Below are 13,434 nucleotides of genomic sequence, written 5' to 3' on the forward strand. Positions count from 1 at the left end.
AGGCGAGGGCAAGCCCCAGCCAATGCCGGTTTTTCACGGTTCTTCGCCAAAAAGTGATGCCCCCGCCAGGCGGTGATCAGTCCAGCCAGGCCGGGATGGAATCGAGGGCGATGAGCTCTTCGTAGGTGCCGCGCGGGCGAATCACGTGGAAATCGTTGCCCTTGACGATCACTTCAGGAACCAGAAGGCGGCTGTTATAGGTGCCGGCCTGAACCGCGCCATAGGCGCCGGCGGTGCTGATGGCGAAAAGATCGCCGGACTTCGGCATCGCCATTTCGCGGTCGAGCGCCAGATAGTCGCCGGTTTCGCATACGGGGCCGACGATATCCGCCTTGATGCGCGGCGCGTTCGCTGCCGAGATCACTACGGGGCGGATCTCGTGATGGGCCTCATAGAGAGTCGGACGGATGAGGTCGTTCATCGCGCCATCGACGATCACGAAGGTTTTCTCGCCGCCGTCCTTCACGTAGATCACTTCGGTGACCAGGATGCCGGCATTGCCGACGATCAGGCGGCCGGGCTCAGTGACGATCTTGCAGTTGAGGTCGCGCAGAGTGTTCGTGACGATCGCAGCATAGGCTTCCGGCGATGGGGGCGGGTTGTTGTCGTCCCGGTAGGGGATGCCAAGGCCGCCGCCCACATCGACGTGATGGATATCGTGGCCCTCTGCGCGTAGCGTGCCGACCAGTTCGCGCAGCAGCTTGAAGGCGTCTTCGAATGGCTGCAGGTCGGTGATCTGGCTGCCGATATGCATGTCGATGCCGGTCACTTCGATGCCGGGCAGGCTTGCTGCGCGGGCATAGACGGCGCGGGCGCGCTCCCAGGAAATGCCGAACTTGTTTTCCTTCTTGCCAGTCGAGATCTTCGCATGCGTCCTGGCGTCGACATCGGGATTGATGCGGAAGGAGACAGGGGCCTTCTTGCCTGCCCTGACGGCGCGCTGGTTGAGGATCTCGAGTTCCGGCTCGGACTCGACGTTGAAGCAATAGATGCCGGCCTCGAGGGCCAGGTCCATCTCCCGCGCTGTCTTGCCGACGCCGGAGAACATGATGCGCGATGCCGGGATACCGGCGGCCAGTGCGCGACGCAGCTCTCCCTCGGATACGACGTCGATGCCGGCGCCGAGATTGCCCAGCGTCTTTAGCACTGCCTGATTGGAATTCGCCTTCATGGCGTAGCAGACCATCGCGTCGACATCGCTGAAGGCTTCCGAGAAGACGCGGTAGTGGCGCTCGAGAGTGGCCGTGGAATAGACATAAAAAGGCGTGCCGACGGCCTTGGCGATCTCGGGAACGGGAACGTTTTCGGCGTAGAGAACGCCGTCGCGGTAGTCGAAATGGTTCACGTCAGTGGCCTCTCAAAGCATGTCTCCCGACGTGGGAACCGGTTTCGGGATCAGGACATGCATAAATACAAAGGCTAAAGCGCTGCTGGCGAATCCGAAAGATCGCCGCGTGCCTTAGAGAAGCGGATCGAGGATGAAGGGCCTGTCGACCCTGCCCGGCTGCGGCGTCGGCTTGGACGAGTCACCGGTCTTCGTTGCGTTCGCGCTCGGCGGGTCGAGATCGCCCTTTCGCCCGCACCCGGCGACGGCAAGGCCGATCACGGCGAAAACAACCGTCAGGCGGACGATCTGCGGCAAGCTCTTCTGCATGGAATTCCTCTTGGGAAGCGGCACTGGTGGACACCTTCATAGCGAAGTTTATCCAGCTTGTGCACCCTGATTGTTGAGGTCAGTTGCGGGCTCGCCAATAGGCGATCTGCTTGCGCACTTCCGACGGCGCCGTGCCGCCGAAGCTCTTGCGGCTTGCAACCGATGCCTCGACCGTCAGGACGTCGTAAACCTTGTCGGTGATACCGGCATTGATCGCCTGCAGATCGGCAAGCGACAGCTCGGCCAAGTCGCAGCCCTTGCTCTCGGCCAGCGCCACCGCACGGCCGGTCACGTGATGCGCGTCACGGAACGGCAGGCCGGCTTCGCGCACCAGCCAGTCGGCAAGGTCGGTCGCGGTCGAATACCCGGAACCGGCAGCGGCCTTCATGCGCGCGCTGTTGACGGCCATGTCGCGAACCATGCCGGTCATGGCTGATACTGCCAGCTCCAGGCTTTCGGCAGCGTCGAAGACCTGTTCCTTGTCTTCCTGCATGTCCTTGGAATAGGCGAGGGGCAGGCCCTTCATGATTGTCAGAAGTGCGATCAGCGAACCGTTGATGCGGCCGGTCTTGGCGCGCACCAGCTCAGCGGCGTCAGGGTTCTTCTTCTGCGGCATGATCGACGAACCGGTGGAGAAGGCATCCGACAGGCGCACGAAGCCGAATTGCGGCGTCGACCAGATGACGATTTCTTCCGCCAGACGCGACAGGTGCATGCCTGCGATGGCGGCGATCGACAGGAACTCGATGGCGAAGTCGCGGTCCGAAACCGTGTCAATCGAGTTGCGTGTCGGCTCGCGGAAGCCCAGCGCCTTTGCCGTCATGTGGCGGTCGATCGGATAGCCGGTGCCGGCAAGCGCTGCCGCGCCGATCGGGCTCTCGTCCAGATGCTCAATTGCATGGCGCACGCGCGAGCGGTCGCGGCCGAACATTTCGACATAGGCCATGCAATGGTGGCCAAAGGTGACGGGTTGGGCGGTCTGCAGATGCGTGAAGCCCGGCATGACGGTCTCGGCGTGCTCTTCGGCGCGGTCGAGGAAGGCGGCGATCAGGTTGGTCAGTAGCTGCTCGGTCTTCTGCAGCTCTTCCTTGACCCAGAGGCGGAAATCGAGCGCGACCTGGTCGTTGCGGGAGCGGGCTGTGTGCAGGCGACCGGCGGCCGGGCCTATCAGCGTGGCGAGGCGTGCCTCGACGTTCATATGAATGTCTTCGAGCTTGCGGGAGAATTCGAAACTGCCGCTCTCGATCTCTGACAGGATCGTGTTTAGCCCTTCGACGATCTTGACTTTATCGTCTGCCGAAATGATGCCCTGGTGGGCAAGCATGGTGGCATGGGCGATAGAACCGCGGATGTCCTGGGCAAACAGCTTCTTGTCGAAACCGATCGAGGCATTTATCTCCTCCATGATCGCATCGGGACCGGAGGCGAAACGGCCGCCCCACATCTGGTTGGAAGATTTGGTATCCGTGCTGTCGGCCATGACGATGCCTGCCTTGAAGAACGCGTGTCTCGGAGAATGAAATGACGACAAGAAAGTCCCTGCGCCTGCCATCCCTGAAGCTGATCGGGATCGCGGCCGTCGCAGGCATTATTGCCGGTGCGGCAGCGGTTTACATCAGGGAAGCCGGGTCTGGCAATGGCAGGACGCAAACGGCCTCGGGCGAATGCGCGGCGACAAAGGAGATCGCCGCGAGAATCGCGCCGCTGCTCAAGGGACAGGTGGCGGCGATGGTCGCTCCTGACGAGCACCGCAGGCTTACCACCGTTTCCTTCAAGGGCGGGGACGGCAAATCGATGACGCTCGACAATTTCGCCGGCAAGACCGTGCTCTTCAATCTCTGGGCGACGTGGTGCGTACCCTGCCGCGAGGAAATGCCGGCGCTGAACGCGCTCGAGAAGGAGCTGGGCAGCGACAGGTTCCAGGTCGTGCCCGTCAACATCGACACCGGCGACGACGAGAAGCCGAAGGCCTTTCTCAGCGAGATCGGCGTAAACGCGCTGCAGCTTTACCGCGACAACACGATCGAGGTCTTCAACAGCCTGAAGAAGGAAGGCCTCGCCTTCGGCCTGCCGGTCACGCTTTTGATCGACGGCAAAGGCTGCCTGATCTCTGCGATGAACGGCCCCGCCGCCTGGGACAGCGACGATGCCAAGGCGCTGATCAAGGGCGCGATAGGTTCGTAAGCTGTGTCTGAGCACTTTGACGCGTTTGAAGAAAATACCAGTCGACCTTGCCTGGCGTAAACGCGACAGCCGCCCGCTTTTCCCACAATGGTGTTGTATGGTCACCGACAACGAGGATGTCCGTCGATGGTAGCTTTGGATCGGCTGCAATCTCGGAAATCTTGTCGAAAACCTCTGCCCAGATCTCGGTCAATTCGCAAACGCGCTGGTTCTTGATGATTGCTTCGTTGGTCCTGCAATGAAGCTGGCCTCCAGGTTTCGCGACGTAGGGTATGTGCGAGTTAAGCGTCAACCAGTAGACTATCATCGGCTGCGCGCTCTTGGCCAGAAGACGGAGATGAACTGCGTCACCAACTTCGCCATCACAAAGGCCGTTGAAGACGCTGCCGCATCGGGATGGGAAGAGCTGCCGATCGCGTGCAAGGTCGTCGAGGAAATGGGATTCTTTTATGCCAATCCGGGGGTACCAGACATCTCGATCGAACATTTCGCTGGAATAGCCGTGGTAGGAGATTGTAGCGAAACCCCTTTCGGCAAGTTGTCGAGGAAGGCAGTCGTATTGTTCGGCGCGCAGATAGTCGGTGAAATTCCCCCATCGCCCGCATAGTTCGCGTGACTCGGCAGAGGTGGTTGAGCCCTCAAAGTTGCTTCTGCCGGAGAGTACGCTGTAGCCCGCTTTAACTGCTGCACTTTCAAATTTGCTGGCCAAGAGGGCTTTCATCCCGGGGTCGGAAAACGAGCCAAGCCCTTCCACTATGACGATCAGCAGGTTCCGTCCGCGCTTGGTTATGCTTTCGGCATCAAGGCCGTTCAGTGCCATCGCACTTTCAAAATGTGAGGCAGGCTGTTTTACGTATGAGCGATTGACGTAGCCATCTGCCACGGGCAGCGCAGCGGCCAGGATGGCCGCGGGCAATGGCGAGGCAGCGCAAAGCGCCTTTCTATGCCGGTTTACGAGCCAAGCTGTTCCAAGCGCGTTGAAAAGAAAAAGAGAAATTGCGCCGATGTAAAAAGCAGATGCGGCGACATCGATCGATGCAAGATAGCGAATCGTATGAAAGGCGGTTGCCAGGGGTAAGTAGAACATGACTGCGACCACCAAGCTTAAGTCGATAATCGCCACGAGCCCGAAAAGGACATAAACAAACGGTGGCCGCAGCCAAAGGGAAATCATCGCTGCCAGGAAATAAAGGGGAGGCGAAACCAGCCGGTAGACAAGAAAGTACGGAGTTGCGAGCAGGAAGATCAGATTCGGCACGACCACTGCCACCAGTGCAAGAAGCCATGTATTTGGCTGCGCCAGCCTTTTCAGCATGTCGTTCGAAGCGCTTTTCTTGCTCGTGCTGTTCATCGATGTCCCTCGGCTCGATCCAAGGCTAATCAATAAACCTTCAGCAATCGTATATGCTTTTGAGCGACTTTATTTAGCGGACACAGCCAGAAGCTCGTCGCGGTGGCCGTCGAAGCCGCGGTGAGGTCTTGAACAGCCTGAAGAAGGAAGGCCTCCCCGTCACGCTTTTGATCGACGGCAAGGGCTGCTTGATCTCCGCCTTGAACGGCCCCGCGGCTTGGGACAGCGACGATGCCAAGGCGCTGATCAAGGGCGCGACAGGGTCGTAGGCAAGGCGGCTTATGGCCGCTTGCGTGCAGAACAGCGGATGGGCTAGGTGGCATCTGCTACACCACTCTGAATTTTTCGTTGTTAATGTGCGATTTGAGAAGCTGCCGACAGAAGCTCTTCGGGATTGAGCGCCTGGCACACATTTCGCCCCTCGTCTTCGACCTCCGTGAAGCTCCAACGCACCACACTTTCTCGATCGAGCAAGAAGTGACCGACAAGCTGCATGTGTCCGGCGAGGCTCACCTGCCGATCGGCTTCCGTAAATTCGTACCGGTCCTTTTTGTTGAGAAGATCGCCTGCTATGGGCGGGGCCATTGGTTCCGGCAACTCTCCCGGTCGATCGACCCGCATTGCCATGACCACGTCCATTCCAACCTTATATGGCCAGTCGGTCTCATTGTGCGTGAACTCGAGGACGGGCAAGCCGAAGGCGCGATGCAAAGCCCGTTCCGGGTCGGATGCCGCAAGAAGATTGGGTATCGGTTGGTAACGGAAATAGAGTCGCGCGCGTTCTACCGGGGTGCTTACAACGACCAGGGATTCGATGCCTTTCTCGCGCAGCGCCGAGCTGAGCTGAGCCATAGCTGCGACATGGCGACGGCAGAACGGACAGTGCAGGCCCCGAAACAGACCGATCAATAGCGGGCTGCGGCCGCGAAAGTCATCAAGTGCGATCTTCCCTTCGCGTGAGATTGCATCCAGCACAAAGTTCGGAGCTTGGTCGCCCGGTTGCAACAGATGTTCGACATGGCACACAGACATAAACAACCTCCTCGCCGCGGGGATCAGAAAGGCACCACGACAAGTGCTTTGAAGTCGAGCCCGCATTGGGCGCTGCCGAGGTCGAGATTAAGCGTTGCAGGCCTGACCTCTCGTCTTGGCGAACCGCCAGGATCGATCCTGAGAATGGCCCCACATTGGCCGACGAGCAAGCGCTAAACAGCAAAACTGGTCTAGCTCTGCGGGGCGCCTGTTGGACGGCGGTGAGGGCGGCCAGATCTCCACATGAACGGCCCGCCGCCGCCAGCGAAGTCCATCACCGTCCTTTATGCAATGCTTACATCGGGTGCCCGTCCATCCAATCGAAAAGATATGCCCGCACCGATAATCTTAGCGGGTGCGGTCGATCATCTGGCCGCTTGAACAGTCATGCAGTTTTGCTGGAAGGATGAGGCGATGTACGGTCGCTGGTGGTTATATTACGTCGCGGTGCAATCGCGTCAGGCGGCTCAAGCGCAATCATCTGGGAACACCGATAAGCACGAGGTTGCCTTCGATCGCGCAGACGATTGCTGGATCTTCGCCAGGCTTGCACTCGTTCTTGCGGTCTTCTTCGCCGGGCTGGCTTGCATTCTTTGGGTCGCAAGCTGATCGCTGGGTTTCGTCCAAGGGCGACGACGGCAACCCTTGATGCTCGACAATTTCGCTGGCCAAGCCGCGATCCTCAGTCTCTGGGTAACGCCGTTGCCACAACGATCATCGGTCAGCGTCCCCATCCGTCGCAAGCAGTCAGTGGTGGATTTAGCCACAGCATTTGGTAGCAGCATTCGCTGGCCCGCAGCAGGCCGTCTCTTGGGCTTGCTTGGCCAGCCACCGGTCACGCGGCCTGCAGCTTGCCGCGCGGGCAACGAGTTCAACCTGCACCACACCGTTGCTGATGACCGGGACCGAGGCGCAATAGAGCTGCATCGGCTGCACGCCATCGCTTACTTCAAAGGTCAGCTTCGCCGAGCCATCAAGCTTCACATGTTCGGAAACCTTGCGAATGATGGCGGCGAACTTGCCGGCCGGCATGTGGGTGCGGTCGCCCTCCTCGATATCCCAGAGCTGAACGAAGATCTCCGCCCACGTTTCGGGGTTGGCTCCGCAGTCGAATGACGAAAACTGTCCGGCCTTGACCTCGGTGACATGGTAGCCCGGCTTCACCAACCGACCGTCGTAGCGGAACGCCAGAGGGAGATCCGGAGATGCCGCCAGGGCCTCAAGCAGAAGGCCGAGGCTGATATCTGAAGACAGGGCCTTGTCGATCACATTCATATGAGATACTCCTTGTTTCAATATTTCAAGGAATATTGAATTATGGATGAACGTCAAGCCCTTGCTTCGTTCGGCGCGCTATCTCAGGAGACCCGCCTCCAGATCGTCCGCATGCTTGTCGTTGCCGGCCCCGATGGCATGGCCGCCGGGACGATTGCGGAGAAGCTCGAACTATCGCCCTCGAACATTTCCTTCCATCTGAAGGAGCTGGACCGGGCGGGTCTTGTCAGCCAGCAGCGCGAAGCCCGCTCGATCATCTACACCGCCAATTACGATGCGCTCGGCGGTCTCGTACGCTTCCTGATGGAAGACTGCTGCGCCGGCCATCCGGAAATCTGTGCGCCGGCTGCGGAAGTCACTGCCTGCTGCCCGCCCGGCAAGGGAAAAATTCAATGAACGTCCTGATCTGGTCCGGGACCTGAGGCCATGACATCTTTTCCGCTCTCCCGTCGCCTTGCCTCGGAGGCGTTGGGCACAGCTCTTCTGGTCGCGACCGTAGTCGGCTCGGGCATCATGGCGGACAGACTGACGTCGGATCCGGCGCTTTCACTCCTCGCCAATACGCTGGCAACGGGGGCGATCCTTGTTGTGCTGATCACCATCCTGGGGCCGATTTCCGGCGCTCACTTCAATCCGGTCGTATCGCTGGTTCTTGCGTTCCGCCGAGCGATGCCTGCCTCTTCGGTGCAGGCCTATATCGGTGCACAAATCCTTGGCGGCGTTGCCGGAACGCTGCTCGCGCATGCCATGTTCAGACTGCCTCTACTGCGGGTCTCGACCACCATCCGCACTGGCAGCGCGCGGTGGCTGGCCGAAGTGACCGCGACGTTCGGCCTCGTCTTCGTCATCCTCGCCGGTCTGCGCTTTCGCGCCGATGCCGTGGCATTGCTGGTCGGCCTCTATATCACGGCGGCCTACTGGTTCACCGCTTTGACCTCATTCGCCAATCCTGCGGTCGCTATCGCCCGCTCGCTGACGAACACTTTTTCCGGCATCCGCCCGGTCGATCTGCCGGGTTTTATTGTCGCAGAAATCCTCGGCGCATTGCTGGCGCTGTTGCTGGCGAGTTGGCTGCTGATGGAAGCTCGCAATCCTCAATCACTGACTGAAACGGAACCTGCGCCATGACAATCGACGTCACGATCTATCACAATCCGAAATGCGGCACCTCGCGTAATACGCTGGCAATGATCCGCAATGCGGGCATCGAACCTGTGGTCGTCGAATACTTGAAGGATCCGCCGAGCCGTGAACAACTCATAAAGATGATCGCGGATGCGGGCCTGACCGTCCGTGCCGCGATCCGCGAGAAAGATACGCCCTACGCCGAACTCGGACTCGACAACCCTGACCTGACCGATGACGAGTTGCTCGATGCCATGTTGGAAGACCCGATCCTGATCAACCGTCCCTTCGTCATCAGCCCGCTGGGCACGCGCCTCGCCCGGCCTTCGGAGGTCGTCCTGGATATCCTGCCCGGCACCCACAAAGGTCCGTTCGCCAAGGAAGACGGGCAGCAGGTTCTCGATGCCCAAGGTAAACGCCTTGTCTGAACGCGTGCCGCTTCTGGCCGTGCTGGCGCTCGGTGTGACACAGATCATCGGCTACGGCACCCTCTATTACAGTTTCAGCATTCTTGCTCCCGATATGGCCGCGCAGTTTGCCTGGTCGAAGGAATGGGTCTTCGGCGCTCTCTCTGCGGCGCTTCTGGTCGGCGGCCTAACGGCTCCGTGGTTGGGAGCGCTGTTTGACCGGATCGGCGCCGGCCGGGTGATGACTACGGGCTCGTTTATTGCTGCCGTCTCTCTGGCCGCCTGCGCTCTCGCGCCCAACAAGGCCGTGTTTGTTGCCGCGCTCATCGCCGTCGAAGTTGCCGCAAACCTTGTTCAGTACGGCGCAGCCTTCGCGCTGCTTGTGCAGATCCGGCCACAGGTTGCATCCCGCAGCATCACCTATCTGACGCTGATTGCCGGTTTTGCCTCGACGATTTTCTGGCCGATCACCGCGGCGCTGAATGCGCATCTTACGTGGCAGAACGTTTATCTGATCTTCGCCGTTCTCAACCTGTCCATCTGCCTGCCGATCCATGCATTGCTGTCGCGCAGCAGGAGCACGCAACGGACGACGGCGGCATTGGTCGCCGCCCCGCGAGTGGAGGGGATCTTGCCTCCTGCTCGCCGCCGGCTCGGCTTTGCCATCATGGTCAGCGGCTTATCACTGATGTCGCTCGTCAGTTCGGCCACGCTGATGCATCTGGTGCCACTACTGTCCGGACTTGGGCTCGGCGGAGCCGCTGCCCTCGTGGGGACACTCTTCGGCCCATCGCAGGTCAGCAGCCGGCTGGTCAACATGGTCTTCGGTAAGAACCTGCCGGCAATCCATCTGGCGGTGATCGCGGCCATGCTGATTCCGGGCGGCGTGTTGGTGCTGCTGTTCACGGCTCCGTCCGTGCCGGGTGCGATGGCTTTCGCCGCGATCTTCGGCATGGGTAATGGCCTGCTGAGCCTCGTCAGCGGTACGCTGCCTCTGCATCTCTTCGGCAGCGACGGTTACGGCAAGCTGCAAGGGAGAATGATGGCAGCGCGGCTGATCCTGTCGGCGCTTGCGCCGTTCGTCCTGGCTTTTGCGATGGAGAACTTCGGCATCGCACAGTCGCTCGGCACGGCCGCTGCTTTAGGCGGGCTTTCCATCATCGCGCTACTTTCCATCCCGGCGTTGCGATGATTGCGGTTGGCGCACCGCCGACCGGAAGCCGTGGCCGGTCGCGAGCGCCGGCAACCTAGAGTACTTCTATCGCAGTGACCGTGCGACTAGCGACACTGCAAGTGTATTGCCGACCTTGCCGTCAGCGCTAGGTTTGCGAATCAGACACAGTCGCGCGGATAAGTTGGACCCGCGACCGAACCAAGCTTTCGAAGCTCTAGCTCGCTTTGCTGTTGCGCAGCGAGCCCTCTCGAACCAAGTCGGTGTACTGATGCGATAGCGTAGGAGGCGTAGATGGCAATTTCGCGCAAGCAGGCAGAGCGTTTGCTAACGGCGGACGAATGGCAGCTCGTTCAAAAGACTCACCATCCGGCAATGCAGGATTTGTCGGATACAGATCTCTCTGATCTCGCCAAGCGAATCCGTGAAAGGCGCGATCGTGCGCAAAGCGAGGCGAACAGACAGCGCAGGGAAATGAGAGGCAAGGCGCAACCCAAAGGGGCGACACCGGCACGCAAGGATACAGGCACGAGAGGCAAACTCGAAGTTCTGGCCATGGGCGTGCGCAGCGTGAACGCGGAACAGGCCCGCCGGCGTCGAATGCTTGCTAAAATTCAGATGGTCGAGAACATGCGCGCCGCGTTGGCACGAAGGAAAGAAGCGAAAAGCGAGAAGGACGAGTCATTTAACACGCGGCAGGCCCACGCAGGCATGCACTCGATCGAAAGCACAAAGCGCAAAGATCTCATCCGCCCCATGGAGCGCGGTAGACTGCGGAAGGCGAGCGCCGTTTCGCAGGCGAAGCGCGATGCTCGCGGCGCATAGGTTCTGGTTTCGCCAGCTCATCAGTTTCGGCGGACAACCTTCGAACGGCAAGAATGAAACGAGACCGTGCGGATCGTCGAGATCGGTTGGCGTCAGCGGGTCGGGATCGGCGTATCGCCGCGATAATCGTAGAAGCCGCGCCCGGACTTGCGGCCGAGCCAGCCGGCTTCGACATATTTCACCAGCAGCGGGCAGGGGCGATACTTCGAGTCAGCCAGGCCGTCGTGCAGCACCTGCATGATCGACAGGCAGGTGTCGAGGCCAATGAAATCGGCAAGCTGCAGCGGCCCCATCGGATGATTGGCGCCTAGTTTCATGGCGGTGTCGATGGCGTCGACGGTGCCGACGCCTTCGTAGAGCGTGTAGATGGCTTCGTTGATCATCGGCAACAGGATGCGGTTGACGATGAAGGCCGGGAAATCCTCGGCGACCGTCACCGTTTTCTCCAGCGAGGCGACGAAGTCCTTGGCGGTTGCGAAGGTCACTTCGTCCGTCGCGATGCCGCGAACCAGTTCCACGAGTTTCATGACCGGCACCGGATTCATGAAATGGATGCCCATGAAGTGCTCGGGGCGGTCGGTGGCGGAAGCGAGCCGGGTGATCGAGAGCGAGGACGTGTTGGTGGCAAGGATTGCTTCCGGCTTCAGGACCGGACACACTTGGGCGTAGATCTTGCGCTTGACGTTTTCGTCTTCGGTCGCGGCTTCGATCACGAGATCGGACGCGGCAAGATCGTTGATGTCGGAGGAGCCGGAAATCAGGGCGAGGGTGGCGGAACGCTCTTCGTCCGTCATCTTGCCGCTCGTCACATGGCGGGCGAGGTTGCCGTTGATGGTGGCCAGGCCGTGCTGGACGCGTTCCTCGGAGAGATCGTAGAGCTGGACCTTATAGCCTGCATCTGCCGAAACCTGCGCGATGCCGCAACCCATCTGGCCTGCGCCGATAATGCCAATCGTCTTCAACACCGCGTTCATCTCCAAACCCCCGCTCGGCATGCGCCGCCGCGCTGCCGCATTTTTCTAACAAAACTGCCGGGCAAATGATCGCCCGGCAGAAGTAGTAGCCCTTAAAAAGATAATTTTCCAGTCATTCGCAAGTGCGAAATAAGGGCATCTGCACGCATCAGAGCGCCTTCTGCAGTTCCGGCAGTGCTTCGAAGAGATCGGCGACGAGACCGTAGTCGGCAACCTGGAAGATCGGCGCCTCCTCGTCCTTGTTGATGGCGACGATGACCTTCGAATCCTTCATGCCGGCGAGGTGCTGGATGGCACCCGAGATGCCGCAGGCGATGTAGAGATCAGGAGCGACGACCTTGCCGGTCTGGCCGACCTGCCAGTCGTTCGGGGCGTAGCCGGCATCGACGGCAGCGCGCGAGGCGCCGACGGCAGCCCCGAGCTTGTCGGCGACCGGCAGGATGACTTCCTTGAACTTTTCGGCCGAGCCGAGGGCACGGCCACCGGAGATGATGATCTTCGCAGACGTCAGTTCCGGACGGTCGGAGGCCGACAGCGCGTCCTTGACGAAGCTCGACAGGCCAGGGTTGGCCGCGGCCGCAATAGCTTCGACCGGGGCAGAACCGCCTTCGGCAGCGGAGGCGAACGACGCGGTGCGCACGGTGATGACTCGTCTAGCGTCGGTCGCCTGCACCGTCTGGATGGCGTTGCCGGCATAGATCGGCCGCTTGAACGTGTCTGCGGAGACGACCTCGATGATCTCGGAGACCTGCGCGACATCGAGCAGGGCGGCGACGCGCGGCATGACGTTCTTGCCGGTCGAGGTGGCGGCGGCGATGATCGTATCATAGCTTGCGGCCAGCGAAACGATCAGGGCGGCCAGCGGCTCGGCCAGATTGTTGGCAAGGCTTGCGTCCTCGGCAACCAGCACCTTGGACACGCCCGACAGCTTGGCAGCCTGTTCGGCCGCGGCCTTGGCGCCGGCGCCGGCGACAAGCACGGTGACGTCGCTTCCCTGTTCCTTGGCGATCTGTGTCGCCGCCGTCAGCGCCTTGGCGGTCTGGTCGGAAAGGTGGTTGCCGTCGTGATCAGCCAGAAGAAGAATGGCCATGGATATATCTCCCTTTCTCGAACCTTTAAAGCACGCCGGCTTCGACTTTAAGCTTCTCGACCAGCTCGGCAACCGACTTGACCTTGACGCCCGCCTTGCGGCCGGACGGCTCCTCGGTCTTCAGCACCTTCAGACGCGGCGCGGTGGAAACGCCGAAGTCGGCCGGCGTCTTCTTGTCGAGCGGCTTCTTCTTCGCCTTCATGATGTTCGGCAGCGACGCGTAGCGCGGCTCGTTCAGGCGCAGATCTGATGTGACGACGGCCGGAAGCTTGACCTCGATCGTCTGCAGGCCGCCATCGACCTCGCGCGTCACCTGGGCCTTGCCCCCAGGGCCAGCAACTTCGAT

The 13,434-nt window shown here is 60.5% G+C and carries 15 protein-coding genes and 1 pseudogene; 7 read left to right on the top strand and 9 right to left on the bottom strand.

Features of this window, described 5'->3' with window-relative positions:
- Window positions 1-76 precede the first annotated feature (76 nt).
- The 3 genes from lysA to argH form a co-directional block, all read right to left on the bottom strand.
- Window positions 77-1,345, bottom strand: a complete 1,269-nt coding sequence (gene lysA / locus AS026_RS19785) for a diaminopimelate decarboxylase (RefSeq protein WP_018857790.1) — start codon at window positions 1,343-1,345, stop codon at window positions 77-79.
- A 114-nt stretch (window positions 1,346-1,459) separates the two neighbouring features.
- The gene (gene lptM / locus AS026_RS19790) at window positions 1,460-1,654 is read right to left on the bottom strand and encodes an LPS translocon maturation chaperone LptM (protein WP_018857791.1); all 195 of its coding nucleotides are present in this window, start codon (window positions 1,652-1,654) and stop codon (window positions 1,460-1,462) included.
- Window positions 1,655-1,733: 79 nt separating this feature from the next.
- Entirely contained in the window at window positions 1,734-3,134 is a 1,401-nt protein-coding gene (argH, locus tag AS026_RS19795; RefSeq protein ID WP_018857792.1) for an argininosuccinate lyase, read from the bottom strand.
- A gap of 41 nt (window positions 3,135-3,175) precedes the next feature.
- Here argH and tlpA point away from each other — a divergent pair, with 41 nt between their 5' ends.
- Window positions 3,176-3,838: a thiol:disulfide interchange protein TlpA gene (gene tlpA / locus AS026_RS19800; RefSeq protein WP_018857793.1), complete on the top strand. Its 663-nt coding sequence runs from the start codon at window positions 3,176-3,178 to the stop codon at window positions 3,836-3,838.
- On the opposite strand, the gene AS026_RS19805 is transcribed toward tlpA, so the two are convergent.
- Entirely contained in the window at window positions 3,816-5,189 is a 1,374-nt protein-coding gene (locus AS026_RS19805; protein ID WP_062371236.1) for an alkaline phosphatase family protein, read from the bottom strand. The two genes, tlpA and AS026_RS19805, sit on opposite strands and share 23 nt — an antisense overlap.
- A 125-nt stretch (window positions 5,190-5,314) precedes the next feature.
- Between AS026_RS19805 and AS026_RS41295 the strand changes: the two are divergent.
- Window positions 5,315-5,458, top strand: a pseudogene (locus AS026_RS41295) (TlpA family protein disulfide reductase); the annotation flags it as partial.
- A gap of 82 nt (window positions 5,459-5,540) precedes the next feature.
- Here AS026_RS41295 and AS026_RS19810 read toward each other — a convergent pair.
- Window positions 5,541-6,221, bottom strand: a complete 681-nt coding sequence (locus AS026_RS19810; protein ID WP_062371238.1) for a peroxiredoxin-like family protein — start codon at window positions 6,219-6,221, stop codon at window positions 5,541-5,543.
- Window positions 6,222-6,980: 759 nt separating this feature from the next.
- Window positions 6,981-7,496 (bottom strand): DUF6428 family protein, encoded by a 516-nt coding sequence (locus tag AS026_RS19820; RefSeq protein ID WP_062371242.1) that lies wholly within the window; start codon window positions 7,494-7,496, stop codon window positions 6,981-6,983.
- A 42-nt stretch (window positions 7,497-7,538) separates the two neighbouring features.
- On the opposite strand from AS026_RS19820, the gene AS026_RS19825 reads away from it, so the two are divergent.
- From AS026_RS19825 to AS026_RS19845, 5 genes are all read left to right on the top strand, one after another.
- Window positions 7,539-7,892 (top strand): ArsR/SmtB family transcription factor, encoded by a 354-nt coding sequence (locus AS026_RS19825; RefSeq protein ID WP_025662817.1) that lies wholly within the window; start codon window positions 7,539-7,541, stop codon window positions 7,890-7,892.
- Between the two features lie 30 nt (window positions 7,893-7,922).
- Complete coding sequence (locus AS026_RS19830) at window positions 7,923-8,624, top strand: aquaporin (protein ID WP_062371244.1); 702 nt, start codon at window positions 7,923-7,925, stop codon at window positions 8,622-8,624.
- Complete coding sequence (arsC, locus tag AS026_RS19835; RefSeq protein ID WP_062371247.1) at window positions 8,621-9,049, top strand: arsenate reductase (glutaredoxin); 429 nt, start codon at window positions 8,621-8,623, stop codon at window positions 9,047-9,049. The genes AS026_RS19830 and arsC overlap by 4 nt, the downstream gene beginning before the upstream one ends.
- A complete protein-coding gene (gene arsK / locus AS026_RS19840; protein WP_062371249.1) occupies window positions 9,024-10,220 on the top strand; it encodes an arsenite efflux MFS transporter ArsK in 1,197 nt (398 codons plus the stop codon). Before arsC ends, arsK begins: the two co-directional genes overlap by 26 nt.
- A gap of 273 nt (window positions 10,221-10,493) precedes the next feature.
- Window positions 10,494-11,024 (top strand): hypothetical protein, encoded by a 531-nt coding sequence (locus AS026_RS19845; protein ID WP_018857804.1) that lies wholly within the window; start codon window positions 10,494-10,496, stop codon window positions 11,022-11,024.
- Window positions 11,025-11,116: 92 nt separating this feature from the next.
- On the opposite strand, the gene AS026_RS19850 is transcribed toward AS026_RS19845, so the two are convergent.
- The 3 genes from AS026_RS19850 to AS026_RS19860 all read right to left on the bottom strand — a co-directional run.
- Entirely contained in the window at window positions 11,117-11,998 is an 882-nt protein-coding gene (locus AS026_RS19850; protein ID WP_025662821.1) for a 3-hydroxybutyryl-CoA dehydrogenase, read from the bottom strand.
- Window positions 11,999-12,146: 148 nt separating this feature from the next.
- A complete protein-coding gene (locus AS026_RS19855; RefSeq protein ID WP_062371251.1) occupies window positions 12,147-13,088 on the bottom strand; it encodes an electron transfer flavoprotein subunit alpha/FixB family protein in 942 nt (313 codons plus the stop codon).
- Between the two features lie 25 nt (window positions 13,089-13,113).
- Window positions 13,114-13,434 (bottom strand): electron transfer flavoprotein subunit beta/FixA family protein (locus AS026_RS19860; protein WP_425349738.1); only part of this gene is annotated, 321 nt, incomplete at its 5' end.

Source organism: Rhizobium altiplani, assembly GCF_001542405.1.
Classification (GTDB): Bacteria; Pseudomonadota; Alphaproteobacteria; order Rhizobiales; family Rhizobiaceae; genus Rhizobium; species Rhizobium altiplani.

What these genes read in the sequence shown, in the direction of transcription:
- lptM (WP_018857791.1), bottom strand. Translation starts at nt 1,654, where the DNA reads ATGCAGAAGAGCTTGCCGCAGATCGTCCGCCTGACGGTTGTTTTCGCC.
- argH (WP_018857792.1), bottom strand. Translation starts at nt 3,134, where the DNA reads ATGGCCGACAGCACGGATACCAAATCTTCCAACCAGATGTGGGGCGGC.
- tlpA (WP_018857793.1), top strand. Translation starts at nt 3,176, where the DNA reads ATGACGACAAGAAAGTCCCTGCGCCTGCCATCCCTGAAGCTGATCGGG.
- AS026_RS19805 (WP_062371236.1), bottom strand. Translation starts at nt 5,189, where the DNA reads ATGAACAGCACGAGCAAGAAAAGCGCTTCGAACGACATGCTGAAAAGG.
- AS026_RS19810 (WP_062371238.1), bottom strand. Translation starts at nt 6,221, where the DNA reads ATGTCTGTGTGCCATGTCGAACATCTGTTGCAACCGGGCGACCAAGCT.
- AS026_RS19820 (WP_062371242.1), bottom strand. Translation starts at nt 7,496, where the DNA reads ATGAATGTGATCGACAAGGCCCTGTCTTCAGATATCAGCCTCGGCCTT.
- AS026_RS19825 (WP_025662817.1), top strand. Translation starts at nt 7,539, where the DNA reads ATGGATGAACGTCAAGCCCTTGCTTCGTTCGGCGCGCTATCTCAGGAG.
- AS026_RS19830 (WP_062371244.1), top strand. Translation starts at nt 7,923, where the DNA reads ATGACATCTTTTCCGCTCTCCCGTCGCCTTGCCTCGGAGGCGTTGGGC.
- arsC (WP_062371247.1), top strand. Translation starts at nt 8,621, where the DNA reads ATGACAATCGACGTCACGATCTATCACAATCCGAAATGCGGCACCTCG.
- arsK (WP_062371249.1), top strand. Translation starts at nt 9,024, where the DNA reads ATGCCCAAGGTAAACGCCTTGTCTGAACGCGTGCCGCTTCTGGCCGTG.
- AS026_RS19845 (WP_018857804.1), top strand. Translation starts at nt 10,494, where the DNA reads ATGGCAATTTCGCGCAAGCAGGCAGAGCGTTTGCTAACGGCGGACGAA.
- AS026_RS19850 (WP_025662821.1), bottom strand. Translation starts at nt 11,998, where the DNA reads ATGAACGCGGTGTTGAAGACGATTGGCATTATCGGCGCAGGCCAGATG.
- AS026_RS19855 (WP_062371251.1), bottom strand. Translation starts at nt 13,088, where the DNA reads ATGGCCATTCTTCTTCTGGCTGATCACGACGGCAACCACCTTTCCGAC.